At 49.6% G+C, this 24196-nt stretch carries 26 protein-coding genes and 1 other RNA gene; 17 read left to right on the top strand and 10 right to left on the bottom strand.

All coding sequences use genetic code 11. The annotated features are described in order from the left end of the window. Nucleotides 1-76: 76 nt before the first annotated feature. The 3 genes from NYE54_RS24425 to NYE54_RS24415 form a co-directional block, all read right to left on the bottom strand. Nucleotides 77-1264 (bottom strand): putative glycoside hydrolase, encoded by a 1188-nt coding sequence (locus tag NYE54_RS24425; protein WP_339266831.1) that lies wholly within the window; start codon nt 1262-1264, stop codon nt 77-79. A 386-nt stretch (nt 1265-1650) separates the two neighbouring features. Beyond that, a complete protein-coding gene (locus NYE54_RS24420) occupies nt 1651-1845 on the bottom strand; it encodes a hypothetical protein (RefSeq protein WP_076325730.1) in 195 nt (64 codons plus the stop codon). Nucleotides 1846-2017: 172 nt separating this feature from the next. Further along, nucleotides 2018-2839, bottom strand: a complete 822-nt coding sequence (locus NYE54_RS24415; RefSeq protein WP_213643867.1) for a YitT family protein — start codon at nt 2837-2839, stop codon at nt 2018-2020. A 287-nt stretch (nt 2840-3126) separates the two neighbouring features. Between NYE54_RS24415 and NYE54_RS24410 the strand changes: the two genes are divergently transcribed. Then, nucleotides 3127-4734 carry a DEAD/DEAH box helicase gene (locus tag NYE54_RS24410; protein ID WP_339266829.1) on the top strand — a complete coding sequence of 536 codons (1608 nt, stop codon included), beginning with the start codon at nt 3127-3129 and terminating at the stop codon, nt 4732-4734. A 189-nt stretch (nt 4735-4923) separates the two neighbouring features. Here NYE54_RS24410 and NYE54_RS24405 read toward each other — a convergent pair whose 3' ends face one another. Beyond that, nucleotides 4924-5025, bottom strand: a complete 102-nt coding sequence (locus tag NYE54_RS24405; RefSeq protein WP_194543886.1) for a sporulation protein YjcZ — start codon at nt 5023-5025, stop codon at nt 4924-4926. Nucleotides 5026-5213: 188 nt separating this feature from the next. Here NYE54_RS24405 and NYE54_RS24400 point away from each other — a divergent pair, with 188 nt between their 5' ends. From NYE54_RS24400 to NYE54_RS24390, 3 genes are all read left to right on the top strand, one after another. Further along, nucleotides 5214-6017: a DUF624 domain-containing protein gene (locus NYE54_RS24400; RefSeq protein ID WP_339266826.1), complete on the top strand. Its 804-nt coding sequence runs from the start codon at nt 5214-5216 to the stop codon at nt 6015-6017. Between the two features lie 43 nt (nt 6018-6060). After that, nucleotides 6061-6252: non-coding RNA, 6S RNA (ssrS, locus tag NYE54_RS24395), on the top strand. 144 nt (nt 6253-6396) lie between these two features. Then, nucleotides 6397-6789: a DUF1499 domain-containing protein gene (locus NYE54_RS24390; RefSeq protein WP_006211699.1), complete on the top strand. Its 393-nt coding sequence runs from the start codon at nt 6397-6399 to the stop codon at nt 6787-6789. Between the two features lie 72 nt (nt 6790-6861). Here NYE54_RS24390 and tpx read toward each other — a convergent pair whose 3' ends face one another. After that, nucleotides 6862-7380, bottom strand: coding sequence for a thiol peroxidase (gene tpx, locus NYE54_RS24385; protein WP_076325734.1), 519 nt, complete (start codon nt 7378-7380; stop codon nt 6862-6864). Nucleotides 7381-7502: 122 nt separating this feature from the next. On the opposite strand from tpx, the gene NYE54_RS24380 reads away from it, so the two are divergent. Both NYE54_RS24380 and NYE54_RS24375 read left to right on the top strand, forming a co-directional pair. Next, nucleotides 7503-8117: a rhomboid family intramembrane serine protease gene (locus tag NYE54_RS24380; RefSeq protein WP_339266824.1), complete on the top strand. Its 615-nt coding sequence runs from the start codon at nt 7503-7505 to the stop codon at nt 8115-8117. 91 nt (nt 8118-8208) lie between these two features. Then, nucleotides 8209-9144 carry a LysR family transcriptional regulator gene (locus tag NYE54_RS24375; RefSeq protein ID WP_076325736.1) on the top strand — a complete coding sequence of 312 codons (936 nt, stop codon included), beginning with the start codon at nt 8209-8211 and terminating at the stop codon, nt 9142-9144. Nucleotides 9145-9247: 103 nt separating this feature from the next. Here NYE54_RS24375 and NYE54_RS24370 read toward each other — a convergent pair whose 3' ends face one another. After that, entirely contained in the window at nt 9248-9928 is a 681-nt protein-coding gene (locus NYE54_RS24370) for a zinc metallopeptidase (RefSeq protein ID WP_076325737.1), read from the bottom strand. A gap of 42 nt (nt 9929-9970) precedes the next feature. Beyond that, nucleotides 9971-10420: a MerR family transcriptional regulator gene (locus NYE54_RS24365; RefSeq protein ID WP_076325738.1), complete on the bottom strand. Its 450-nt coding sequence runs from the start codon at nt 10418-10420 to the stop codon at nt 9971-9973. A 319-nt stretch (nt 10421-10739) separates the two neighbouring features. Here NYE54_RS24365 and NYE54_RS24360 point away from each other — a divergent pair, with 319 nt between their 5' ends. The 3 genes from NYE54_RS24360 to NYE54_RS24350 are packed head-to-tail and all read left to right on the top strand — an operon-like array spanning nt 10740 to nt 14044. Continuing rightward, nucleotides 10740-12179, top strand: a complete 1440-nt coding sequence (locus NYE54_RS24360) for an ammonium transporter (RefSeq protein WP_339266821.1) — start codon at nt 10740-10742, stop codon at nt 12177-12179. Nucleotides 12180-12227: 48 nt separating this feature from the next. Next, a complete protein-coding gene (locus NYE54_RS24355; protein ID WP_339266819.1) occupies nt 12228-13307 on the top strand; it encodes a DUF294 nucleotidyltransferase-like domain-containing protein in 1080 nt (359 codons plus the stop codon). Continuing rightward, nucleotides 13304-14044 (top strand): 3'-5' exonuclease, encoded by a 741-nt coding sequence (locus tag NYE54_RS24350; protein WP_339266817.1) that lies wholly within the window; start codon nt 13304-13306, stop codon nt 14042-14044. The genes NYE54_RS24355 and NYE54_RS24350 overlap by 4 nt, the downstream gene beginning before the upstream one ends. A 36-nt stretch (nt 14045-14080) precedes the next feature. Here NYE54_RS24350 and NYE54_RS24345 read toward each other — a convergent pair whose 3' ends face one another. Continuing rightward, nucleotides 14081-14608 (bottom strand): M67 family metallopeptidase, encoded by a 528-nt coding sequence (locus tag NYE54_RS24345; RefSeq protein WP_339266815.1) that lies wholly within the window; start codon nt 14606-14608, stop codon nt 14081-14083. Nucleotides 14609-14714: 106 nt separating this feature from the next. Here NYE54_RS24345 and NYE54_RS24340 point away from each other — a divergent pair, with 106 nt between their 5' ends. After that, nucleotides 14715-15266 (top strand): TlpA disulfide reductase family protein, encoded by a 552-nt coding sequence (locus NYE54_RS24340; RefSeq protein WP_076325743.1) that lies wholly within the window; start codon nt 14715-14717, stop codon nt 15264-15266. Between the two features lie 92 nt (nt 15267-15358). Here NYE54_RS24340 and cimA read toward each other — a convergent pair whose 3' ends face one another. Next, nucleotides 15359-16975, bottom strand: a complete 1617-nt coding sequence (cimA, locus tag NYE54_RS24335) for a citramalate synthase (protein WP_098747981.1) — start codon at nt 16973-16975, stop codon at nt 15359-15361. Nucleotides 16976-17215: 240 nt separating this feature from the next. Here cimA and NYE54_RS24330 point away from each other — a divergent pair, with 240 nt between their 5' ends. From NYE54_RS24330 to NYE54_RS24315, 4 genes are all read left to right on the top strand, one after another. Continuing rightward, a complete protein-coding gene (locus tag NYE54_RS24330; RefSeq protein WP_339266812.1) occupies nt 17216-18052 on the top strand; it encodes an MBL fold metallo-hydrolase in 837 nt (278 codons plus the stop codon). Between the two features lie 33 nt (nt 18053-18085). Further along, nucleotides 18086-19417 carry a DNA polymerase IV gene (locus NYE54_RS24325; RefSeq protein ID WP_339266810.1) on the top strand — a complete coding sequence of 444 codons (1332 nt, stop codon included), beginning with the start codon at nt 18086-18088 and terminating at the stop codon, nt 19415-19417. A gap of 186 nt (nt 19418-19603) precedes the next feature. Continuing rightward, nucleotides 19604-19843 (top strand): ferredoxin, encoded by a 240-nt coding sequence (locus tag NYE54_RS24320; protein ID WP_009594795.1) that lies wholly within the window; start codon nt 19604-19606, stop codon nt 19841-19843. A 168-nt stretch (nt 19844-20011) separates the two neighbouring features. Continuing rightward, nucleotides 20012-21421, top strand: coding sequence for a L,D-transpeptidase family protein (locus tag NYE54_RS24315; RefSeq protein ID WP_339266808.1), 1410 nt, complete (start codon nt 20012-20014; stop codon nt 21419-21421). Here the strand turns inward: NYE54_RS24315 and NYE54_RS24310 are convergent. Beyond that, the gene (locus tag NYE54_RS24310) at nt 21418-21555 is read right to left on the bottom strand and encodes a hypothetical protein (protein WP_015736685.1); all 138 of its coding nucleotides are present in this window, start codon (nt 21553-21555) and stop codon (nt 21418-21420) included. The two genes, NYE54_RS24315 and NYE54_RS24310, sit on opposite strands and share 4 nt — an antisense overlap. 196 nt (nt 21556-21751) lie before the next feature. On the opposite strand from NYE54_RS24310, the gene NYE54_RS24305 reads away from it, so the two are divergent. Genes NYE54_RS24305 through NYE54_RS24295 form a run of 3 tightly spaced genes read left to right on the top strand, consistent with a single transcriptional unit; the run spans nt 21752 to nt 24116 of the window. Next, on the top strand, nt 21752-22846 hold the full coding sequence (locus NYE54_RS24305; protein WP_201259441.1) for a quinone-dependent dihydroorotate dehydrogenase: 1095 nt from the start codon (nt 21752-21754) through the stop codon (nt 22844-22846). A 24-nt stretch (nt 22847-22870) separates the two neighbouring features. Further along, nucleotides 22871-23683: a GTP pyrophosphokinase family protein gene (locus NYE54_RS24300; RefSeq protein ID WP_076325749.1), complete on the top strand. Its 813-nt coding sequence runs from the start codon at nt 22871-22873 to the stop codon at nt 23681-23683. Next, complete coding sequence (locus NYE54_RS24295) at nt 23673-24116, top strand: DUF309 domain-containing protein (protein ID WP_339266806.1); 444 nt, start codon at nt 23673-23675, stop codon at nt 24114-24116. Before NYE54_RS24300 ends, NYE54_RS24295 begins: the two co-directional genes overlap by 11 nt. Nucleotides 24117-24196: the final 80 nt, after the last annotated feature.

Raw genomic sequence — 24196 nt, 5'->3', positions numbered from 1 at the left:
GAGAGTTCACCGAACGGTTTGAACGCAGAAAGGGCCGGCCCTGTTGTTGGCCGACCCTTCGCGACTGATAATTGAATTATTTATGAGTGACGCCTTCCGTATAACGGTTGGAAGCATTCCAGAGTAAATACTCATCGACGTTTGTATCTTTGAGGGCGCGAATCTGCTCCTCGATTTCCTTTTTGCCGTACTTGGCATAATTTCCGCTTCCGAGCCAACTCGCAGTAAAGTCCTGAATCCAAGGCCGAATGATCGGTTTTTGATCCCCCAGCTCATCCAGCTTTTTGTGGGTAGCTTCCATGGAGCCTTTGATGGTCTGGTAAGGAGCCTTATCCGGTACAGGAGAGCCGAACCAGCCTGCCGTGTAATGGCTAGGGTATACCATCGGACTGATGATGTCGACGTTCTTGGAAATTTTGACGAAGTCTTGGCCGATCCCTTCTGCCGCGGGTACCGAAGCAGCATACCCGAAGATGTCAACGGATACGCGTATGCCGAGCGGTGCTAGTTCTTCCCGGGCGTATTGTACAAAGTCGGATACCACGTCCACGCGCGATTGATCCGTCTTGGTATATTTCAGGGAATCGGCGCGTTTCTCGAAGCCCTCCGGAAAACGAACATAATCAAACTGGATTTCCTTGAATCCAAGTTTTGCAGCTTCCTTGGCGATTTCGATGTTGTAATCCCAAACCTCTTTACTGTACGGGTTCACGAAGCTGTCGCCCCCGCCATTGGTCCAGACGCTGCCGTCTCCTTTACGGAAGGAAAGCTCCGGGTTTTTCTTGGCAAGAATCGTGTCCTTGAACACGACAATTCTGGCGATCGGATAAATATCGTGTTTCTCCAGCCGCTTCATCAATTGCTTGATGTCTTTGATAAAAGGCTGAGATTTACCGAGTTCCTTCAGCTTCGGATTCTCGGTTTTATACGTTATGTATCCTTCATCGTCCTTGATGTCAATGACCATGGCATTGAGATCGGTCTTGTCCATAAGATCTACGAGTTGATTCATTCTGGAGCCGCCTGCGCTATAAGCCGTTACATAAATGCCCTTGACTTTAGGCGCTTCAATCTGCGGATCGATCTCTGTTGTGTTTGATTTGATGCCGCTGTGGCCCTGACCTTGGTTGTTGTTTTGGTGCATGCCCTGAATCATAGCGGTATTTAATGAAGCCTGAAGTTTGGCGGTAAGGCTGCTATCTTGCGGACTGGAACCACCGAAGCCCGCGGACGCTAAGATGAATAAAGCCAAGATGATATTCATAATTACTCTCTCCCTTGTGTACATTCACATCATGATTATAAAGGAACGGATGCCTTCAAAAAGAACAGGATTGTTACAATCGACAATAAATTGGAAACGGGGGTGAGCGTACCTAGTTCATTAAACGGGTCAAGGGCGTTTTAAACGCTAAATATCGACATTTCTCGGCGCTGGCCGTGAACAACTTGTGAACATGGGGAGTGACAAGCATCGGAAATAATGAGCATAAGAAGGTGATAGCGTTTACTTACAGCTTGATCTGCATGGTGGGGAAAGACGTGCTTATAGAATTTACATTTCTCCATAAAAAAATGCCGTTATTCACCGGTGAATTTTACCGGTGAATAACGGCACTTGTCGTGCGATATTCACGTGTTGCATTAAAATTAATGAAGCGGCGTTTGATTCTGATGCTCGCAAATGCTGAACTGAATGATTTCAAGAGCATCCTCCTGCTCCAGAATACTCAGCCCGTCCCTTAGAACGATCATGGAATTTAGTTCCTTCTGTCTAAAGAACGGTATCATTTCCGGGAACCACTTCATGACGATTTGTGACAATTTTACCGTTTCCATTTCCATAAAAATCACCCTTTCCTTCCAAATTGGTTAGGCAGGACGTTCTTTTGTAAAACGGAAAAACAATTAAAATTGGGCCAAAGCGATGCCCGGGAAACAGAGCTCATGAATATTGTAGGAACCGCGCACAAATATTATACCACATATTTACCAACCCCTCACAGGTGGTAAATATTTAGTTCTTGCGGAATTGACCCATGACAGCCGTGGTTTCCACGATATTAACAAAGGCCAGGGGGTCTGTTTCTGTAATAATTTGTTTTAGCTCAGCCAGCTCATATCGCGTCGTGACGGTCATAAGCATATCCTTTTCTTTATGACTGAAGGCTCCCTCGGTTTTGATCTTGGTTATGCCGCGGGGGCGCTTGAGCAGTTTCTCCAGCAGGGCTTCCGTCTGGTTCGTGACAATAAAGACGGTAACCTTGATATGACTGACGTGGAGCATATCCACCATTTTTCCGGCAACATAGATGGAAGCCATCGAGGCGAGGGCCAGATTCCAGTCGTCTTCCAAATAAGCAACCGCCATAATGACGATGGCGTTCAGCGTCACGAGTACACTTCCAACGGGGAAGTCCCGATATTTCGTAACGAGGGAGCCGATGATATCAAAGCCCCCGGTAGAACCGCCAACCCGAAAGGAGAGGCCGGTGCCGAATCCGACAAGCACGCCGCCGAAAACGGAGGAGAGCAGCATATCGGTTGCAACCGGAGTAACTGGAATGAGCTCAAGGAACAGGGTAGTAACAATAACCGAGATCACGCTGAGACCAACGAATCTTTTGCCAAGCTTGAACCAACCGGTTATAAGAATCGGGATATTAAGCACAAAATACATGATGCTGATATTTAGCGGCGTGAAATAGCCGATAATCAGAGCCACGCCGGAAACGCCACCGCTAAGCAGATGATGGGGAATCAGAAATAAATTAAATCCGCCGGCGATAATGATGCCGCCGAATACGATCGCGAAATAGGTCCATAGACGCTTCAACATAGGAATCACCTCCCGGTTATTATGACTTCTTTAAGCTTGCTGGTATTCCAGAAATGTTTTGTGATATAATGTATTGGATATTCTTGAGTAGTCCGTTACATTGATAACTTTGCAAGCTTATCAGGATGATTATACATTATCCAGTCAACATACTGGTGATAAGAGAAATATACCGGTTCACCTCGTGCAGAAAATCCTGCTGGCCGGGAAAGCCTATAAACGTTACCACTACTTAAGAATACAGAGAAGAAAGTGGAAGTCCACAGTATAGAAGGAGTATGAACCTATTGAAAAATTTCGCAGATTTTGGCTTGGAGCCGCGCGTGCTGCAAGCAATTACTGAACTTGGCTTTGAGGAAGCCACACCGATCCAATCCCAATCGATTCCGATTGCTCTTACCGGCAAGGATATGATTGGACAAGCACAGACGGGTACGGGTAAGACAGCGGCATTCGGCCTTCCTCTTATCCACAAGATCGCCAAGGAAGAGGAACGTATCGTCGCTCTCATTATGACACCGACCCGTGAACTTGCCATCCAGGTTGCTGAAGAAATCGGTAAACTGTCCCGCTTTAAAGGAATCCGTTCCTTGGCTATTTATGGTGGACAGGATATCGGTCGTCAGATCCGCGCTTTGAAAAAGAAGCCTCAAATTATTATCGGTACACCAGGTCGATTACTTGACCACATCAACAGAAAAACCATTCGTCTTGATGATGTCCAAACCGTTGTACTCGATGAAGCGGATGAAATGCTGGATATGGGCTTCATGGAAGACATCCAGTCGATCCTTAAGCTTGTTCCTGAAGAACGTCAAACACTGCTGTTCTCCGCAACTATGCCAGCTAACATTCAGAAACTGGCTTCTCAGTTCCTGAAAGACCCTGAGCATGTATCCGTTATTCCTAAGCACGTTAGTGCACCTCTGATTGATCAAGCGTACATTGAAGTTCCTGAGCGTCAAAAGTTTGAAGCGCTGAGCCGCCTTCTGGATATGGAATCGCCTGAGCTTGCGATTGTATTCGGACGCACGAAGCGCCGGGTAGACGAACTGGCAGAAGCCCTGCAAAAACGCGGTTACTCTGCAGACGGTCTCCATGGTGACCTTTCTCAGCATCAACGTGATACCGTTATGCGTAAATTCCGTGACGGCAGCATTGATGTTCTCGTAGCGACAGATGTGGCTGCACGTGGTCTCGACGTATCGGGCGTTACCCATGTTGTGAACTTTGACTTGCCGCAAGATCCGGAAAGTTATGTACACCGTATTGGACGTACAGGCCGTGCTGGTAAAGAAGGTACAGCTTGGTCCTTCGTAACTCCTCGTGAGATGGATCATCTGTACTTCATCGAGCGTGTGACTCGTCACCGTATTCCACGCAAGCCGTTGCCAACGATTGCCGAAGCGATTGAAGGCAAACAACGTATCATCGCTGAACGTGTGCTTGAAATTATTGAGCAAGGTGAATTGACCGAGTATAAAGGTCTTGCCATTCAATTGCTGGAACAATACGATTCCGTACAATTGCTGGCAGCTGCAATGAAAATCCTTACTGGAGACAAGAAGGAAGGATCCGATATTCACTTGACTCCAGAAGATCCAATCCGCGCAAAACGCCGGAAGCCGGACATCCGCAATGGTCGCAAGCCAAGCGGCGGCTATGGTGGCCGCAGCAGCGGCGGCGGATATCGCCGTGATGGTGGAAGCGGAAGTGGCAGCGGTGGTAACCGTGGCGGCTACTCCAAAGGCGGATACAACCGTGATGGCGGCGGCAGCAGTTATGGCAACCGCGATGGCGGTGGCTACAACCGTGACCGCAACAATAGCGGTGACCGTAAACCGCGTTCCTACAGCGGCGGCGAACGTCGTCCTAACCGGAACGGAGACGAATAGTATTTACGGTTAACTTTATCTGACTGAAGTAACCGAGCACAAAAGACGAAGCAGTTGCCCACGCTAAGTGAAGCCCGCTTCGTCTTTTGTTTGTGTTTAAAGGGGATGCACCCTGGGTGCATCCCCTTTAAACTTGCAGTTTTAGATCAGTAACAGCTGATCTGTTTCACTGAATGATTCAAGGAGTCATTAGATATAGAATGTGCTGAGAATAATTACAAGGAGAATGAACAGAACCAAGACAATACCGACATTTGATCCGTAGCCGTACCCGCCACCTTCACAAGACATACATAATCCCTCCTCTTTTAATTTGGAAATTCAAGCTTGTTGAACGGATTACGAGATATCGTATGGAAAAACGATGGCGCTGGATTGGACATTCACCCAGGTGCGTATAAATTAGGCTCTGGCAATGCATGTACAAAATAAGGTATATTAATAGATACATGCATGATTTGAGTGAGGAGGAAACGGATTTGGAAATGAAAGGAGCCATGGGTGGCTTATACAAGCTCACCGAGTGGATTACCCGTATTGCTTTTTCGAACATCTTGTGGGTTATTTGTACATCGCCTTTCCTGTTTATTGTTCTAACTAAATTCCTGATGGCCGTTCAGACACCGGATGCGCATAATGAGCAGCTGCTGTCCAACTGGGTTCTCGGAATATTATCACCGTTTGTTCTGTTTCCGGCTACGGCGGCTTTATTTACCGTTGTACGTAAGTGGGTCATGGGCAATCCGGATGTGTCCGTATTCAAAACGTTCTTTAAGGGTTATAAGGAAAATTACAAGCAGAGCATGATCGGCGGCATTTTTTATACGCTGCTGTTCGTGATTATGTATGTGGATTACACGGTTTATATGACGCAGCTTGATGGTTTCCAGCTTGTCGGCATTGTGATGCTCGTGCTGCTTATCGTGCTGTTTGTTTCCCTGTTTAATTTCTTCTCCATGACTGTCCATTATGAGATGAAAACGATACAGCTGTTGAAAAATGCCGTACTGCTGACATTGATTCGCCCGTTCCGGGTATTTTCGACGTTGATCGGAAGCGCTGTCTTGGCATATATCGGCACGCAGATGCCGGTGCTGTTCGTGTTCTTCCTGTTCTGCCTGATGGCATTGTTCGCGTTCTTTAACTTCTATGCTACCTTTACCAAAATGCAGGAACAGCAGGAGAAGATGAAGAAAGCCGAGGAAGAGGAGTCTGAAACCGAACAAGCTCTTCTGGAAAGCATGGATGCTGCCCAAAAGGGAGATAATGGATCGAAACCTTAATATACGAGGTTTACTTTTCCGGCAAAACCCCCTATAATAAGACTACATCCTGCGATGTTCGTTTCGGTTTTCCGTTGTTTTGAACCAATGACGATGTCTAGGGAGATCTATACGTAATCGTGGCTGAAATGCCCTGTCTATATGACAAGGGGAATTCATAAGCGGTTCTGCGGTCACCCACCTGCTAATGCAGGTTCGAAGACAATGTTTACCGGACGGCATAGGCGGGTTTCGTTAAACCAATGAATGGGCACCTCTTTCATTTCGAATTTGAAGTGAAAGAGGTGCCTTTTTGCTATATATAAAGGTTTGCTGAAAGCATAAACAATGTTAAACTAGAGTATGGATGGAACGGTCATTTATAAAGGAGGAACGGTCTTTGTCATTAAAACGAGTTCTAATTGGTATCGTGCGCAGCTATGACGGCACAAGCGACCGTGCTAAAGATCCCAAGCTGAAGACGCGTTATTACAATCTTTCAAAAGAAAAGTGTTTTGAAGAGGTTTCCTCGACACTAAAAAAAATTCCGGGTTACAAAGTTCTGCATGAGGTTAAATCCGTGGGAGAAATTACGCTCGAGAAAAGAACCTCGTTTGGACGTACACTGGACATTACCGTATCCGTGCTTGGCATCAGTCCGGTTCGCAGCGCAGTTGATATGTATTCGGCGTCCCGCGGTTCTCTAGGGGATCTGGGAGCGAACTACCGGGTTATCTTGAACCTGTACGCTGTTCTGGATAAGAAACTGAGCAAGTATAAAGTGGATGCTTAGTAGAATAAGAAAAAGCGGGAGAGCTGCTCTCCCGCTTTTTAAAAGTGTGCAGTGTATGTAGCCTTTGGCGTGTTACCGCAAAGATTTTACTGCATCGATCGCGGCTTCGTAATTCGGGTGCTCCGTCATCTCACCAAGGTATTCTACATAGGTGATGGTATCGTTAGTATCCACGACGAAGATCGAACGCATGTCGAGCTGGAATTCCTTGATGAGCACGCCATACGCTTCACCGAAAGAACGCGATTTATAGTCGGACAGCGTAATGACCCGGTCAACGCCTGCAGCTCCGCACCAGCGAGCTTGGGCGAACGGAAGGTCGGCACTGATTGTAAGGATCACCACATCATCGCCTAGACCGGCGGCTTCTTCATTGAAACGGCGAGTCTGTGCGTCGCATACCCCGGTGTCGAGGGAAGGAACGACACTGATTAGCTTGATTTTACCAGCATAATCCTTAAGAGATGCGTCTTCGAGCAGGTTTTTGCTCACTGTAAAATCCGGCGCGGCATCACCAGCCTTGAGCTGTGGTCCGATGAGTGTAATAGGATTGCCTTTGAAAGTGGCAGCTCCTGAACGTTCTTGAGCCATGAGAAATCTCCTCCTTGGATATCAAAGTTTGGTGATCAGGTTCATGGTACATTATAATCTTTTTAAAAAGGGAATGTCCACTAAGGGGCATCCCTGGCCTGATTTAGGATGAGGAGGATGCTATGATATTCGTACGTTATGAAAATTGGAAAAGTTATTTGCGTTATTATCCTGTTACATCGCTGCTGCTCGTGATCAACCTGGTGATGTTCGTCCTGACGTCGATTGACGGCGGATCGAGAAATCCATTGACCCTGATGAAATACGGGGCTTTATCGGATTTGCCGCAGTTTGTTGATGAAGCTTGGCGATATTTTGCCGCGATGTTTCTCCATAATGGATTTGATCATTTGTTGTTTAATAGCTTTGCACTACTGGTGTTTGTTCCCCCGCTGGAGAGAATCATGGGGAGTTGGAAATTTGCGATCCTGTATTTGCTCAGTGGTCTGCTCGGCAATATCATCGGATTGGCATATTATGAGCGCATTGAGGGTTACCACTTTCTTGTCGGCGCTTCTGGAGCCATATACGGTGCATATGGCGCTTATCTGTATATTGCCCTGTTCCAGCGGCATGTCATTGATGAGTCGTCCCGCAAGACGCTGTTCACCCTGCTTATTTTGGGGATTCTGTTCTCGTTTACCCCAGGGGTCAGCCTTGTAGCACATGTCGGCGGATTGGTAGGCGGATTTTTCCTCTACGGTCTCATGATTCGATTATTTAAACGTCGAACATAATCGGACCTTAGAGGGGTCTGTTATAATAGAATTGGATGATTTGATAAAGTCTTCAAGTCTTCTAGGGAATAAGAATGGAGCGATAAAAGGCGTGGAATTACGACAGTTGCAATACTTTGTAAAGGTTGCGCAAAAGGAACACGTTACCCAAGCGGCAGAAGAACTTCATGTGGCTCAGTCAGCCGTCAGCCGTCAAATACATCAGTTGGAAGAAGAGCTTGGTGTTAATTTGTTCATGCAAAAAGGCCGGAATCTGCAGTTAACCCCGGTAGGTCAGCTTTTTTGCAAACGGGTGGAGAGCATTATGAAGGACTTGGACCGTGCGGTCGTCGAGATACATGAATTTCTGGACCCGGAGCAGGGGGAGATCCGCATCGGATTCCCGCACAGCCTGGGCATCCATTTGATTCCGTCCATTGTGGCTGAATTCCGGAAGAAATACCCGAACGTGAAGTTCCGGTTCAAGCAGGGGATGTTCCCGACTTTGATCCGGGACGTGGTTGGGGCTGAAGTGGATTTGGCATTTGTGTCGCCGTTTCCGGATCGTCATGATCAAGTGGACGGAGATATCGTCTTGACAGAGGAGTTGTTTGCGATCCTGCCGCCGAATCACCCGCTTGCGGGGGAGCAGTCCATCAAGCTGGAGCAGTTGAAAGAGGAGCGCTTTGTGCTGTTCAGCAAAGGTTACTCCTTGCGTCCGATTGTGTGGCATGCTTGCCTGGAAGCCGGGTTCACGCCGAAAATTGCTTTTGAAGGCGAGGAAACGGATACGATCCGCGGGCTGGTTGCAGCCGGCATGGGGGTCAGCTTGCTTCCTGAAATGGCGCTATTCCAGACGAATCCGCTGCAGCCGGCACGCGTCCGGATCTCGGAGCCGAAGGTAACGCGTTCCATCGGTCTGATTCACCGCGCGGACGAGAAGCTGCCACCGGTTGCGCAAGCCTTCCGTGCGTTTCTGCTTCAATATTTTGGTATTGATCCGTCACCGAAAAAGGAAGGGAAGGCGGATTCCACAACAACTCCCTAACCTGGCTTCATTCATCAAGAATAACCTAATACAAAAAGAGGGCTTTCCTTCTCCGCCAAACCATGGTAGAGAGGAAAGCCCTTTGTTGTTACGCTTTATTAAATTATTCCCGGTTGCTTGTAAAGATCATGATATAACGGATCAGCTCAAGCAGAGAGATCAAGGCGGCAGCGACATAGGTCAGAGCTGCGGCGTTCAATACTTTAGCCACTCCGCGCTCTTCGTCATTGGCGATATAGCCTTCTTGAACCATCAGCTGACGGGCACGGTTACTTGCGTTAAACTCGACCGGCAGGGTGACAAGCTGGAAGGCAACGGCGCAAGAGAAGAAGAGAATGCCGAGACCGACCAGATTCATGGCTTGGAACAGGAATCCCGCAATCAAGAGAAACGGAGCGATACCCGATGCGAAATTTACGACAGGGAACATCTTGTGCCGGGCGACAAGCATCGGATAGTGTTCCGCATGCTGGATCGCATGGCCGACCTCGTGACAAGCAACAGAGACAGCCGAGATGGAACGTTCATAATAAACGGGCTCGGACAAACGCACAACGCGCTTAGTCGGATCATAGTGGTCGGAGAGTGTGCCTGGCACCGGTTCAATCGGAACATCGTGGAGACCGCTCGCATCCAGCATGTGCCGGGCAGCATCGTATCCAGTCATGCCTGTGCTGTTCTCAACCTTGGCCCATTTATTAAATGTGCCTTTGACCCGGAACTGAGCCCAGAGCGAGAATATAAAAGCGATAATAATGAGAATGAACATCCAGTCAGAATACATATATCATACCCCCATACAAAGTTGTCGTTTGGTTCTTCACCATTACATCGAAGTGAACTGGTTCAACAAAATTTGAATCGACTCGATACAGGCAGCTCCTTTAGGAAGGATGTTAGCAAGTACTTCCCGGGCTTGACTTGGTTTTAATTCACGCAGAAGCGGGTTGAGTTCCTTCACATCCCGTTCCAGCTGTCTCATCTGTATTTCGAGCTTGGTTAGCTTCTCCGTCATTTCGGAATCATCGGGTACCGACTTCCAGCGATCCAGTCTCTCCTTAATCTCATCGAGAGTATATTTCTCTTGCTTTAACTGATTAATACGTTCGAGAGTGCTTAAGGTTTCAGAACTATACAACCGGTAATTTTTTAACGTCCGTTTCTCAGGGGAGATTAAACCCAGCTTCGTATAATAGTCAATGGTTCTTTCGCTGATTCCGGCAACCTTGGCCAGCTCACCGATCCGGAAAAGGTTTCCTCTCGTGATCCCCATCATTCATCACCTCACAAGCTTTCATTGAATTGGACATTAATGAATGCATTTATATTTTCATTTTAATAGAAATATGATACATGATCATGAACCATACAGTCAAACGTCATAGTTGTGACAAAAAAACATGGATGTTTAGTCGTCTTTTTTAACTCTACATGATGTTAGACAATTTGCACTGAATGCACTTAATGTTAGATTATATTACACAAATGGTGTTTATCATGAAAAAAATCGTTGCAGATATTCATTTACCCCCCTATAATGACAATATGAATTCAAGTATATGTTATATTAGTTAACATTAAGGGGAGTGTAAAACATGAACAAAAGATGGCTAGGTTTAATGGCGGGAGCAATCGCATTGCTTGCATTCCCGGCGAGCGCGTTCGCCGCTGATGGAGGAGCTACAAATGTTGAATTAACGGCTGGTTTGAACTCCGTGTTCGTATTCTTGGCAGCATTGCTCGTATTCTTCATGCAAGCAGGGTTCGCACTGCTGGAAGCCGGATCGGTTCGTATGAAGAATGCAGGCCACGTTGCCGGTAAAACATTCCTGACCTTCGGCATTTCGATCGTGGCCTTCTGGGCGCTAGGATTTGGCCTGGCATTTGGTAACGGGAACAGCTTTTTCGGATTTGAAGGTTTTTTCTTAAGCGGTGACAATGCATCAGGCTCGTTTGATTCCTTGTCCGCTTACGATGTGCCAACGACCATTATGTTTCTGTTCCATTTATCCTTTGCAGCCGTCTCCTTAGCTATCGCTTGCGGCGGTATGGCCGAACGTGCGAAGCTTAGCGTTTATATCGTGTTCGGATTGCTGTTCACCATCGTGATTTACCCGATTGTTGCTCACTGGGTGTGGGGCGGCGGCTGGCTTGGGGCTTTGGGTATGCAGGACTTTGCCGGATCGACGGTCGTTCACTTGACAGGTGCTACAGCGGCGCTGGTGGCTACCGTTCTTCTGAAACCCCGACTTGGCAAATATAATAAGGACGGGAAGCCTAACAGCATCCCAGGTCACAACCAGGTATTATCGGTACTCGGCGTGTTCATCATCTGGATTGGTTGGTTCGGATTTAATCCGGGGAGCACCATCTCCGCACTCACGGACGGCTTCTTCGGGTTTGTGGCTTTAAATACGAATATCGCAGCAGCGGCAGGTGCGCTTGCAGCGTTGCTGATCTCTTGGGCGGTTCTGGGCAAAGCGGATATACCCAGCATGCTGAACGGTATCCTCGCTGCATTTGTTGCCATCACAGGGGCTTGCGCATTCGTGGAACCTTGGGCGGCTGTTGTTATCGGTGCAGTAGCCGGTACGATTACCTTCTTTACGGCTCAGTGGTTTGACCGCAAAGGCATTGATGATCCTGTATATGCATTCTCCGTACATGGTATTGCCGGTATGTGGGGTGCCGTATCCACCGGTTTGTTCGCAGCACCGAGACTTGTTGAAATTACAGGCGTAGGCAAAGAAGGTTTGTTCTACGGCGGGGGCTTCGGTCAGCTTGGCGTTCAGCTTCTGGGTCTGATCGGAACGTTTGCATTCGTTCTCGTGATCTCTTTCATCATTCTGTATATCATGAAAGTCACGATGGGTATTCGCGTAACGGAGGAAGAAGAATTGATGGGCCTTGATATCAGTGAACACGGAACTTACGGATATCCGGAGCAAATGAAACTTCTGGCGGAATCGGAAGGGAACTCCCCTGAGTTTCGTTCCGGAGGCAAAGCGTTACCTGGAAGCGACACCGCATTATAAATAATAAACTCGAAATGGTTAATGAATATGCAATAAGGAGGCCGCGGCATGAAACCTCTGAAATCCGTCAATCTGTTTCCGGTATTCTCTGAAATCCAGACAGCAGCAACAGCCCAGCAATTACGAGATGAACGGATCGCTTGTCAGAACCATCTGATCGAGATGCGTCATGACATGGAGATGAGAGAGTGGATCGCATCCGTCAATACGATGCACGATCTGATTGGACAGCGTGCCGCGGCAATCTGTGAGCAGGACATGTGGGAGGCTGGCTTGGGCCGGCCTCCTGCGCGTTATGCGTTTGTTGCTTTTGGCAGCAGTGGAAGGCAGGAAGCTACGTTGTGGAGTGATCAGGACAATGGACTGATCATTGGTGATGAGCTGGAGGAGGATCAGCTCCCTTTTTTTCGGGAATTTGGCCTTCGGCTGGCGAATCTGCTGGAGGATGCAGGCTATCCCAAATGTTCGGGAAAGGTAATGTGTTCGGAACCATTATGGAGCAAAAAGCTTGGCGATTGGAAAAATCAGATTAGCGAGTGGTGTGAAGACCAGCAGTGGGAGCCGATTCGCAATTTCATCATCGCCTCGGATCTCCGTCATGTAGCAGGAGATGGCAAACTATCGGAGGAATGGGTTGACCATTTCCGAAGCGCTGTCGAGCTGCATCCGAGCATCGGCAATGCCGTGCTGCGAAACACGGTCAAGCATAAGGCAACGCTAAATGTCATGGGACGAATTGTGACGGAGCGGTTTGGTGAGCATGCCGGTGAATTTGACGTGAAGTATGGCGTCTATATTCCGCTTGTGAACAGCATTCGCACGATGGCGCTGCAAAGAGGCATCATCGAAACCTCAACGCAAAAGCGCATGGAGAAGGTGATGCTGCTTGAGGGAGGCAACCTGCTGCTGGAAAGCGTGCAGCGCGCTTTTTTGACGGCGCTTCGGCTGAGAAATAACACGCCCCATAGGCTGGAGAACGGGCTGATCATCAGCAGCGGGTATATCCCGCAGGAGCAGCTCAAGAACAAAACCATGCAGTACGAGCTTCGCGATACGCTTGGTGTGGTCAGACGGATACACCGGTCATTGCAGCGAGAGCACCGTTTTGCGGAGAGGAGGAACCCATGACTGAACCGGGACAATCGAACGGTGGGTTCTGGAGATCACTCCGCTTGGGTGACTTTAATTCCGCCATCGCCTCCATGCGCGGCGCGCAGACAGCGCAGCAGCTGGCCTTCATCCGATCCCAGATGAAGGATAACCGGAGGCCGGAGGTTCTGGGTACCCCGCTGGACGAGCTGGAGGTTGTCGTATTTGATCTGGAGTCGACGGGGTTCAATCACCAGCACGGTGATGAAATTTTGTCATTCGGTGCTATCAAGGTCATCGGCGAGCAAGTGATCGAGAACGAAACCTTTCATATGATCGTTAACAGCGGTGCTCCTATTCCTCCATTCATTGCTGAGCTGACGGGAATTACGCAGCATATGGTTGATGCAGCCCCGCCTTTAATGGAGGGGCTGCATGATTTCATGGCATTTATCGGAGGCAGGGTGCTTGTTGCCCATGCCGCTGCGCATGACCGTGGATTCCTGAACGCAGCCTTGTGGAAGACATCGAAGGTCCGATTAACCCATCGGCTCCTCGATACGATGATGCTCGCACAGAGATTATATCCTGAGCAGAAGGACTACAGTCTGGATGAGCTGCTGCGGAGCAGCGGCATCCCGGTGGAGGGCCGGCATCATGCTCTGTCCGACGCGCGCATGACTGCCCGGTTGTGGGCGGCTTATATGAAAGAAATTCAAGCGCGCGGCCATGCAATCACCCTGGGAGATTTGTATGTCTATCTAAGCGAGGCATAACCTCAAACATGATGGATGCAGCAATAGCCTATTACCCTATTTAATCTGGCAAGGAATCGGGGTGAGGGAATAGAACTCCGCTGCCGGACGAACCCAGGAATTTGACGGTAGATCGCTGTCTAATTCGGCGGTTTCTTTTTCCCGCATAATTTTGTAGGCATGAAGCTGTAATGGTTTCAAGCCGGGAGCGTTTGGAGCTGCAGGAGATCCGATGGCATACACCTGAAGCAATCCGCCGAAGGATGGGAGCTGCAGCAGATCCTCGCCGGACGGCTCAGGGGATGTGTGCGGGTGACTGTGAAACAAACCGATGATTCCTTTTTCAGTTAACACCAAGCGGGTCCATTGAACAGGGTCCAGATGAAAAGAATGCAGGGGAAACTCCGCTGTATTTTTTACGGGGATAAATTGCGTAACAGTTACCGATCGACTTATTGCGCTAGAGTGCCCGATAAGGACGCCACAGGCTTCCTCTGGCAGACAATCGTACGTATAGTCCGATATATGCTGTTGTACTGCCGCGTGCAGCAGAAGCTGCTCCAGGGCCATGTCAGACGGGTTCATCTTTTTCCCTCCCGGGCTATAATTGAAGTTGATCGCGTGTTTGAAAGATCAGGGTTTCAGGGTACAATAGGGACTATAACTAAGTTTAGCAAAGGAACCTATACCTATGAAACGAAATATCATCATTCTCGTCCTGCTTGTTGTTGCGGCAGGCGCTGTAATCTATAACCAAGCCGGCGACAACATTCAAGCCGTCTTCACGCAGGAGAAGCCGCTCCCGACGGAGACAGGCGCCAAGGCTGGACTGCTTGCCCCCACCTTCACCTTGAAGGGGATGGACGACAAGACCTATGCCGGCGGCGGAGCGCGCGATAAAGCAATGGTCGTCAATTTTTGGGCATCATGGTGTGAACCGTGCAAGCAAGAAGCCCCGGAACTCGACAAGTTGGCGGCGGAATATGCAGATGAGCTGGAAATCTACGGCGTGAACGTGTCCAAGTATGACAATGAGAAGAAAGCGCGTCAATTCGTTAAGGATTTTGAACTTCGGTATCCGATCCTTCTCGATCCCAAAGGAGAAGTGTTCGAGGAGTTGTATAAAGGCCAGGTCTTCCCAACGAATGTGCTGATTGATCGAAACGGCGTGATCCAGGAAATCATTCTGGGCGCTCCGGACCCCAAGGATCTTCGCAAGAAGGTAACCAAGCTGTTGAATTAGTTGTGAAGCGAAAAGCGGCGGAAACACCAAAAAAGCGCGGCCACCATGTTCAAGACATGGCGGATACGCGCTTTTTATATTTGGATACAATCTTAGTGATTAACCAACCCTTGTCTAGTCGCGGACTCATGCACCTGTTCCGGTGAGATTTGGCCGAGCAGCGCATAGCGCATACTGTCCACCAGCGCTTCCCAGCTCGCCTCAATGACATTGCTGGAGACCCCGACGGTGTTCCAGGAGTTCTCAAAGTTCTTGGACTCGATCAGCACCCGTACTTTGGCTGCCGTCGCATCCTTGTCATCGAGCACCCGTACCTTATAGTCAGCGAGATGCATTTCCTTGAGTGTCGGGAAGTATTGGACCAGCGCTTTACGCAGCGCGTTGTCAAGCGCATTGACCGGACCGTTGCCTTCTGCCGCAGTGTAGATGCTCTCACCGGCAACGTTGACTTTAACGAAGGCTTCGGAGACAACCGGTTGCCCGGCTGATTTCTCTACCAGCATTTTGAAGGATTCGAAGGTAAACAGCTCCTTAAGCTCTCCGTTTGCTTCCCGAAGAAGCAGCTCCAGGGAGGCGTCCGCGCCTTCGAATTGATATCCTTCATGCTCAAGATCCTTGATTTTTCCGATAATATGCTTGGATTGTTCACTAGCCGGATCAAAGTCAAGACCCATGTCTTGCGCCTTCGATACGATGTTGCTCTGTCCTGCAAGCTCGGAAACAAGCACGCGCTGCTTGTTTCCGACTTTCTCCGGTTCGATATGCTCGTACGTTCTGGAATCGCGCAGGATCGCCGAAACATGGATGCCTCCCTTATGGGCAAAGGCAGCGTTACCCACATACGGCTGGTTAACCGGCATATTGACGTTGGCGATTTCACTGATATACCGTGCGGTATTTGTCAGCGTGCGTAGGTTATCGTCTCCGATGCACTCATAGCCCAGCTTCAACTGCAGATTCGGGATGATGGAGCACAGGTTGGCATTCCCGCAACGTTCCCCGTAACCGTTCATCGTTCCCTGCACATGCTGGACACCAGCCTGTACGGCACTCAGGGTGTTGGCAACGGCAAGCTCGCAATCGTTGTGGGTGTGAATGCCGAGTGGAGCGCCGGGCAATGGACCCGCTAAAGATGTAACAATGTTCGAGATCTCGTGCGGGAGGCTGCCGCCGTTCGTATCGCACATGACAAGCCAATCAGCGCCTGCCTCTCGTGCTTTGGACAATACGGCAACAGCATACTCGGGATTGTTCTTATAGCCGTCAAAAAAGTGCTCGGCATCAAAAATCACTTCGAGGCCTTTTTGCTTCAGGAAAGCGATGGAATCATAGATCATCGCCAGATTCTCTTCAAGTGTCGTCTGAAGCGCGGTATGGACGTGGAAATCCCATGACTTCCCGACCAAAGTGGCCGCAGAAACGCCGGATTCCAAAATCCGAAGCAGATTGGCATCCTGGTCGGCGATGGAGCCTTTGCGGCGAGTGCTGCCAAACGCGGTTACTTTTGAGGTTAAGCCGAGATCCTGGACTCTTTTGAAAAATTCGATGTCCTTGCTGTTGCTTCCCGGGATACCGCCTTCAATATAATGAACACCAAGAGCATCGAGTTTCTTGGCGATTTTGACCTTGTCGTCCGCCGACAAGCTGATTCCTTCGCCTTGGGTTCCGTCGCGAAGTGTCGTATCAAAGATGGAAATGGACTTAGACATGATGTCCTCCTTTGGGTGTCCGGGATTGGACCGTATTGTTTATAATTTTGTATTATAACATTTCTTTGCGGGAAAGTAACAGAGTAAAAAACAAACCTTACCTATAGAGGCTTATTCTTGACCCGTGTTAAGGGTAACGATATGCTGGAGGCGTTGGTGAAGCCTTCATGATTCCTCATGGATAATGACATGAAGACACTTCATTGACTAAAGAAGATATAATGGAACGGAGTTTATGACATGATTCAATATTCTAATGATCAGGTGACGATTTTTCAAAGTGCGTTATTTCAGACCACATCAACGGTAATCCAGCTGGATGAGAGTATCATTATCATCGATCCGACCTGGTTGCCGCACGAAATCGATGAGATTCGAGAACATGTTAACGCGGTTCGGGGAAACAGGGAGTGTTATCTCATCTTCACGCATGGGGACTACGACCACATTATCGGATATAAAGCTTTCCCGGACGCAAAGACGATTGGGAGTGCCGGACTCAGAGATGACCCGGAAAAAGAGGATAAACTGAAATCAATTCGTGATTTTGATGCTTCCCACTATATTACTCGCGATTATCCCATAGAATTCCCGGTACTTGATATGGTTATCGAGGAAGATGGACAACAGCTCGCAATGGGCTCCACAACGCTTACGTTCTATAGAGCACCGGGACATACGGCCGACGGCTTGTTTACTGTGATTGATTCCGTGGGCGTATTTGCAGCCGGTGACTATTTATCCGATTTTGAGCTTCCATTTATCTTCCAAAGTGCGAGGGACTATGAAGGAACGATTCGCCAAGCTGCAAGGATCCTGAAGGAGCATCCGGTTGCTTTGCTCATCCCTGGGCATGGCCGGCATACGACAAGTCGATCTGAGATGAATCGAAGAGTGGAGGCAGCCCGGAGCTATCTGGAACGACTGCGTCAGGCTGTTATGGATGGCGATGATACGGCTCTTGACCAGCTGCGGCAGGAGCACGGATTTGTCTCCGAATTCACGGCGAAGTGCCATAAGGAAAACGTGAGAATCATTCAAAATGAACTTCAAGATGAGGGCAGCAATAAGACTTAAGTAGAACCGTGCCGAAGAAAGAAGGAATTCTGCGTGGGACATATCGACCATTATTATCCGGCCAGTGGCCGCGTTATACTTCATGTGGATATGAATGCTTTTTACTGTTCTGTACACGAAGCGGAGGAGCCGGAACTTTACCGGGGCAAGCCCACGGCTGTCGCGGGCAGCATCGAGCTGCGAAAAGGCGTCATCGTCACCTGCTCCTATGCTGCACGGTCACTCGGGATCCGCACAGGAATGAACGTGAGACAGGCGCTGCGGATCTACCCTGACCTGATGATCATCCAGCCGGATTTTCATCTGTACCGCAAGTATTCCAATGCATTTATGAATATAGCTTATGCCTATACGCCGCTGTTGGAGGCGACTTCGATTGACGAATGTTACCTGGATATAACGGGATCAAAGCAGTTCGGTACCCCCCTGGATATCGCCCGGGAGATCCAGGAGCGCATTCGCGAGGAGTTGTCGCTGCCTTGCTCCGTCGGCATTGCTCCGAATAAATTGCTGGCCAAGATGGCCTCGGACATGAAAAAGCCCAACGGGCTATCCGTGCTGCGGATACGGGATGTCCCGCAGGTACTCTGGAACAGACCCTGCGCAGAGCTGTTTGGCATCGGGAGCAAGACAGCCGACAAGCTGCGTAAGTTGAACATTCAGACGATCGGACAGCTGGCCGCTGCCGATGAAGGCCTGCTGACCTCGACTTTTGGCGTAATGGGGTCATGGATGAAAAGGGCAGCCAGCGGCATCGACCATGCTCCTGTCGTTGCGGAGCGGGAACAGAGCAAATCGATCGGACACACGACCACGCTCCCGCAGGATGTTACTTCGGCGGAGGAGGCGCGAAGGGTGCTGCTGAATCTGAGCGATCAGGTAGCACGCCGACTTCGCAGGCAGGGTCTAATGACCAGCGGCATACAGATCACGCTGCGTACACCGGATATGAAGACGATCACCCGGTCGAGGCATCTGGCCATTCCGACGGAAAATACCGAGGATATCTACCGGGATGCGTGCGAGTTGTATCACCGGCACTGGAAGCAGGACAAGCCGCTCCGTCTGCTTGGCGTTACGCTGCAGCAGCTTATCGCGAAGGAGGAATCCGCCATTCAGCTGGATTTGTTTGATTACGAGAAACAGCCAAAGAAAGAATCGCTGACCCGGGTCATGGACGAGCTGCGTAATAAATTCGGCGAGAGTGCGGTGCTGACCGCCGGCATGCTGGGAGATGACCCGTCGTCCTTAATCCGCAATCATAAGCGGAGAGGTACATCTTTACAGATGGATTTTGTAAGGGATCTGGGGAACGATAATAAAAATGCCGTTCAGCCGCCCGCGAAGGACCCGGACCGCGATTAGCCTTTTGTTTGATAGCTGAAGCTCCTTCATTTCCTTTGAAAATAACAAATTATTGTCGGAAAATGTTAGGAAATATATTTGTATTCCTAAAAAAATTGTATTAATATATGTAGATGGTGGCGGGAGACCGTCAGCTTATACTATGTTTATAGAGATGTTTATAGATATACAGGAGGAAGAGAGACTATGGCGAAGTTTACTTGGGTAGATAAAGATACCTGCATTGCTTGCGGCGCATGCGGAGCAACGGCACCCGATATTTACGATTACGACGACGAAGGCTTGGCAGAAGTTATTTTTGACGGAGACAACAACCGCGGGGTAACTGAAATTCCGGAAGATATGCATGATGATATGCTGGATGCCTGCGATGGCTGCCCAACAGATTCAATTCGGATTGCAGACGAGCCGTTTAACGCAGAATAACCAATACCGCTTTAAGCCCTGATATTCCATCTTGAACTTATACCGACGCCCTCTGCCCGACAAAGGCAGGGGGCGTTTTTTCGTATCCGACGATTCATACATAATTGGAGCGTTTATTCCGATATACAGGATAATAGAGGTAAAAATGTCATAAAAGGAGGCTCCCGAATGAACAATTCGCTGTACCTCAAAAGGTATGTGGAGACGCATCCTGATAATAAAATGGCCTGGTACCTGCTGGGGAAGGAATATGAGCAGGCCGGCGAACAGGGCAAGGCAAATTACTGCTACAACAAGGCAGAAGGGGTCTATGAAGCCTTCGAGCTTAGTCAGGTCCCGTCCGATATATGGAAAAATTACGAACAGCGTTTATTGGAGATGGAGAGGGACAAGGACCGCAGGCGAAAAAGAACCCGGCGTTTGCTTGCTGCGCTGGTGTTATTGCTGCTGGTATTCCTTCCTCCAGCCCAGGCACCGGGCTCCGTTCCGGGGGATTTTGCATCAGATGTGTTTCCGCCGAATGAGCCGGTATCCGCCTCGGCCGTTAACAAAGAGAAGCGGGATTCGCGTAAAGAACCGCTGTATACCGCCGTTGCTTCCGGTCAGGGGAAGGATTCCGCCGGAGCCCTGTCCTCATTGCTTCGGCATCCGCAGGCATTGCCGAATTGGTCGGTCGCGCTGGGGATGAAGCAATCGGGCAAGTGGCAGTTATGGAGCAAGGACATGGAACGTTTATACGGATTGCATCGGGATGCTAAAGGCGCCATTGCGATCCAGCCATATGAAGGAGCGGCATTGGAGTGTGATTGCGAGCCTGCGGATAGTTCGCAGCTTAAGCGGAGCGCGGGGCAATGGGCGGATCTGCAAGTTGAGACGGCCGTGCTGCAGGAAGCGGCCAACCAGTATAAGGCTCGGCATGGACGTCTGCCTAAAGGCTTGAACGAACTGACACAGCCGTATCCGAATAATTGGCTGTCCGGCCGTTCGAAAGCAATGGAGGAGATGTTCGGAGCATTAATGAAGCATAAGTCCCAAGGAACTGGCGGCCCTAAGGACCAGCCGGGGCAGCAGCCTGGGAACAACCCGGAGGAGATTGGATATTGGGGGACTTCGCCGAACGGGGATCCTTTTTTTGAGCAGCCGCTTCAGGTCATCATTGACCGGAAACGTCATCGGCTTGCCGTTGTCAGCGGCACCGTCATGCTGCGCAATTATGCGGTCGGGCTTGGAGGAGCGAAAACGCCGCTGGGTGATTTTCATATTAATGACAAGGTTGTTAATCCGAACGGGACCACGAAGGGCCCCTATGGGACGCGGGGAATGCAGCTGTCCGATACGCAATACGCGATACACGGGACGCTAGACGTGGACAGTATCGGAGCGAATGAATCTGAGGGCTGCATCCGTATGCTTAAAGAGGATGTGGAGGAGCTGTTTGATCTGGTTCCGATGGGAACCGTCGTGACAATTCGGGAAGGGGTTCTGCCCGAGGACCTGTGGACGCCGAAAGAGCGTTTTAAGCTCAAGCTTGCCCAGGGGCAGACCAACCCCAACAAGGTGTATCACTGGCTGGATTAAGGCTGGGCGATCACAATCAGAACGATAATCAGGATAATAAGAAGAGCGATGCCGGAGCTGATCCATAGTATGGCCTTCTTATTAACCTCTTCTTTTTTCTGCTGCAAGGTCGGAGGCTTACGTTTGGCTGACATGTCTTTCCCCTCTTTCTCTCATGATCATGAAAATGATTTGTACAATCCTCCTTTATTGTAAGGGGTTTGTCCCGAAATTGCCACATCGCTTTCTCGTCAGGACGATCGCCCGGTTTATGCTGAAGAACTTTCTTTTTGAGGCAGAAACGGATAAACTGAAGGATAGAGAAATAACTGGATGAGAGGAAGAGTGGATGTGCTGTACCGCAACATAGGCAAACCTATATTTTTTAAACTCGATCCCGAGAAAGCTCACCACCTTGTGGTTGGCGGCCTTGGACGTGCCTCCGGCGTGGTCGGCGCAGACGCTGTCATGCGAGGGATGTACGGTGTTAGCGAAACACCGGATTTGGCGGTGGACCTGTTCGGGCTTCATTTCCCGACACCGGTCGGACTTGCCGCCGGGTTAGATAAAAATGCCCAGGCCGTCAAAGGTTTCTCCTCCATAGGCTTCGGATTTATGGAAGTAGGAACGGTGACCCCGAAAGGACAACCGGGCAACGAACAGCCGCGATTGTTCCGGCTTCCTCCGGATGAGGCACTCATCAACCGGATGGGTTTCAACAACGAAGGGGCCGAGGCGATGGCAAAAAGGCTGTCCGCACTCAAGGAACGCCGTATTCCGGTTGCCGTCAACATCGGAAAGAACAAGGCGACTCCGAACGAGAAAGCCAACGGTGATTACGAAGCTTGCATTCAAGCTTTATTTCCGTATGGCGACTTTTTTGTTGTCAACATCAGTTCCCCGAACACGCCGGACTTGCGCAGCCTTCAGCATGGGAGCGAATTGTCATCCTTGCTGGAAGCCGTGAAGAACGAAATGTCCCGCCAAGCCAAGATCCATGGAGGCGAGAAGGCCGTCCTGGTGAAGATTGCGCCGGATGTGAGTGATGAGGAACTGGAATTCATGGTGGATACGATTAGTGCAAGCGGCGTTTCCGGCATTATCGCTACGAATACGACGCTTTCCCGGGATGGCCTGACGCACAGTAACGCCAAAGAAACCGGCGGCCTTAGCGGGAAACCGCTGCGTAACCGATCGACGGAGATTGTATCCCGGATTTACAAGCAGACCGGCGGTGCGCTTCCGATTATCGGGTCTGGCGGAATTTTTACGGCAAGTGATGCTTATGACAAAATACGCGCGGGCGCAAGCCTGGTGGAAATTTATACAGCACTTATCTATGAAGGGCCTGAGGTGAACCGCAAGCTTCATTCCGGTCTCCGGGAGCTGCTTGCACGGGATGGCTTCAGCCATATTTCCGAAGCCGTCGGGGCTAATCATCGGTAAAGGGTAAAGACAGGAGGCAAGGCGATGGACGTTAGAGACTGGGGGACATTTTTGCTTCCGTATGAGCAGACCGTTGAGGAATTGAAGGTTAAATTCAAGACGATGCGTTCCGAACTGAAAAAACGGGAGGAATACGCACCTATCGAATTCGTAACGGGTCGGGTCAAACGGATCTCGAGCATACTGGACAAGGCGAAACGCCTCGATGTGCCGATGGACGAGTTGGAAACCGGGATTGAGGATATCGCAGGCATTCGGATTATGTGTCAGTTCGTGGAGGATATCCGGCGGGTAGCCGAATATATCCGGGCACGGAAAGACCTGACCGTATTATACGAGAAGGACTACATTACCAATTTCAAAGAGAGCGGCTATCGGAGCTTTCATATGATTATCGAATATCCGGTGCAAACGGCTTTGGGGCAAAAGAAGGTGCTTGCTGAAATTCAGATCCGTACGCTGGCCATGAATTTCTGGGCTACGATTGAGCATTCCCTTAGCTACAAGTACCGGGAAAGCCTCCCGGATGACATTCGGGCACGGCTGAAGAAGGCCGGAGAAGCGGCGAATACGCTGGATACGGAAATGTCGAGCATCCGGGAGGATATATTGGAGGCGCAGCGGCAGTTCGAGGACGATTCCAATATTACGACACAGGTGCTGAACGCGATTCACAAGCTGTATTTCTTCCATCTGGTCAATGAGGCAATTGCTTTTCAGAGCCGGTTTAACGCGATATTTCAGGATCATGACATGGATGCGATGAAGGTGCTTCTGGATGAGGTGAAGGAGCTGCTGGCCGAAGCCAAGAAGAAAGTAAACGAGCATGAGCTATGAACCGCTGTATGTCGCTTACCTCGTTTACTTTAACCGTGATCGGGACTACTTCGAATGTCATGAAGTGTTAGAAGAACTGTGGCTCGCGCGGGATCGTGATCCAAGGTATAAGGGACTTCTGCAAGTGGCTGTCGGGCTTTTTCATTTCCGGAACAACAACGTAAGAGGAGCATTTAAAATGTTCACAAGCGCTGTATCCCGACTCGGGGGTTATCCCGGGGATGAACTGGGGATCTCGATGGGGAAACTGGTAAGCGAAGTACGTGACTATGCCAAGCAGTTGGCGTCGTATGACGTTCGTCCATTTCCCTATAGGGATTTGACGATCGAAATTGGGGATACTGAGCTTAAGCAGGCAGTTCGGTTGGCATCGGAGCGCATCATGCCGAACATTCCGCAGCGGCGAAAGCCGGAGCGGGCACATTCCAAGTAACTTTAGGAACAAGTGAAAAAAGAGCTGCCCGTCTGTAGAGGGATCTACTTTTGGGCAGCTCTTTTTTATATGACCATTTA

The sequence above is a fragment of the Paenibacillus sp. FSL K6-1330 genome, assembly GCF_037976825.1.
GTDB lineage: Bacteria > Bacillota > Bacilli > Paenibacillales > Paenibacillaceae > Paenibacillus_AQ.
This window is presented reverse-complemented; position numbering and strand designations above follow the sequence as displayed.

Bases quoted from the DNA above. Each gene is read 5' to 3' on its own strand.
- NYE54_RS24405 (WP_194543886.1), bottom strand. From the start codon at position 5,025: ATGTCTTGTGAAGGTGGCGGGTACGGCTACGGATCAAATGTCGGTATT.
- NYE54_RS24295 (WP_339266806.1), top strand. From the start codon at position 23,673: ATGAGCTATGAACCGCTGTATGTCGCTTACCTCGTTTACTTTAACCGT.
- NYE54_RS24370 (WP_076325737.1), bottom strand. From the start codon at position 9,928: ATGTATTCTGACTGGATGTTCATTCTCATTATTATCGCTTTTATATTC.
- NYE54_RS24380 (WP_339266824.1), top strand. From the start codon at position 7,503: ATGATATTCGTACGTTATGAAAATTGGAAAAGTTATTTGCGTTATTAT.
- NYE54_RS24315 (WP_339266808.1), top strand. From the start codon at position 20,012: ATGAACAATTCGCTGTACCTCAAAAGGTATGTGGAGACGCATCCTGAT.
- NYE54_RS24345 (WP_339266815.1), bottom strand. From the start codon at position 14,608: ATGAACCCGTCTGACATGGCCCTGGAGCAGCTTCTGCTGCACGCGGCA.
- NYE54_RS24320 (WP_009594795.1), top strand. From the start codon at position 19,604: ATGGCGAAGTTTACTTGGGTAGATAAAGATACCTGCATTGCTTGCGGC.
- NYE54_RS24350 (WP_339266817.1), top strand. From the start codon at position 13,304: ATGACTGAACCGGGACAATCGAACGGTGGGTTCTGGAGATCACTCCGC.
- NYE54_RS24355 (WP_339266819.1), top strand. From the start codon at position 12,228: ATGAAACCTCTGAAATCCGTCAATCTGTTTCCGGTATTCTCTGAAATC.
- NYE54_RS24365 (WP_076325738.1), bottom strand. From the start codon at position 10,420: ATGATGGGGATCACGAGAGGAAACCTTTTCCGGATCGGTGAGCTGGCC.
- NYE54_RS24360 (WP_339266821.1), top strand. From the start codon at position 10,740: ATGAACAAAAGATGGCTAGGTTTAATGGCGGGAGCAATCGCATTGCTT.
- NYE54_RS24300 (WP_076325749.1), top strand. From the start codon at position 22,871: ATGGACGTTAGAGACTGGGGGACATTTTTGCTTCCGTATGAGCAGACC.
- NYE54_RS24340 (WP_076325743.1), top strand. From the start codon at position 14,715: ATGAAACGAAATATCATCATTCTCGTCCTGCTTGTTGTTGCGGCAGGC.
- NYE54_RS24425 (WP_339266831.1), bottom strand. From the start codon at position 1,264: ATGAATATCATCTTGGCTTTATTCATCTTAGCGTCCGCGGGCTTCGGT.
- cimA (WP_098747981.1), bottom strand. From the start codon at position 16,975: ATGTCTAAGTCCATTTCCATCTTTGATACGACACTTCGCGACGGAACC.
- NYE54_RS24330 (WP_339266812.1), top strand. From the start codon at position 17,216: ATGATTCAATATTCTAATGATCAGGTGACGATTTTTCAAAGTGCGTTA.
- NYE54_RS24420 (WP_076325730.1), bottom strand. From the start codon at position 1,845: ATGGAAATGGAAACGGTAAAATTGTCACAAATCGTCATGAAGTGGTTC.
- tpx (WP_076325734.1), bottom strand. From the start codon at position 7,380: ATGGCTCAAGAACGTTCAGGAGCTGCCACTTTCAAAGGCAATCCTATT.
- NYE54_RS24310 (WP_015736685.1), bottom strand. From the start codon at position 21,555: ATGTCAGCCAAACGTAAGCCTCCGACCTTGCAGCAGAAAAAAGAAGAG.
- NYE54_RS24415 (WP_213643867.1), bottom strand. From the start codon at position 2,839: ATGTTGAAGCGTCTATGGACCTATTTCGCGATCGTATTCGGCGGCATC.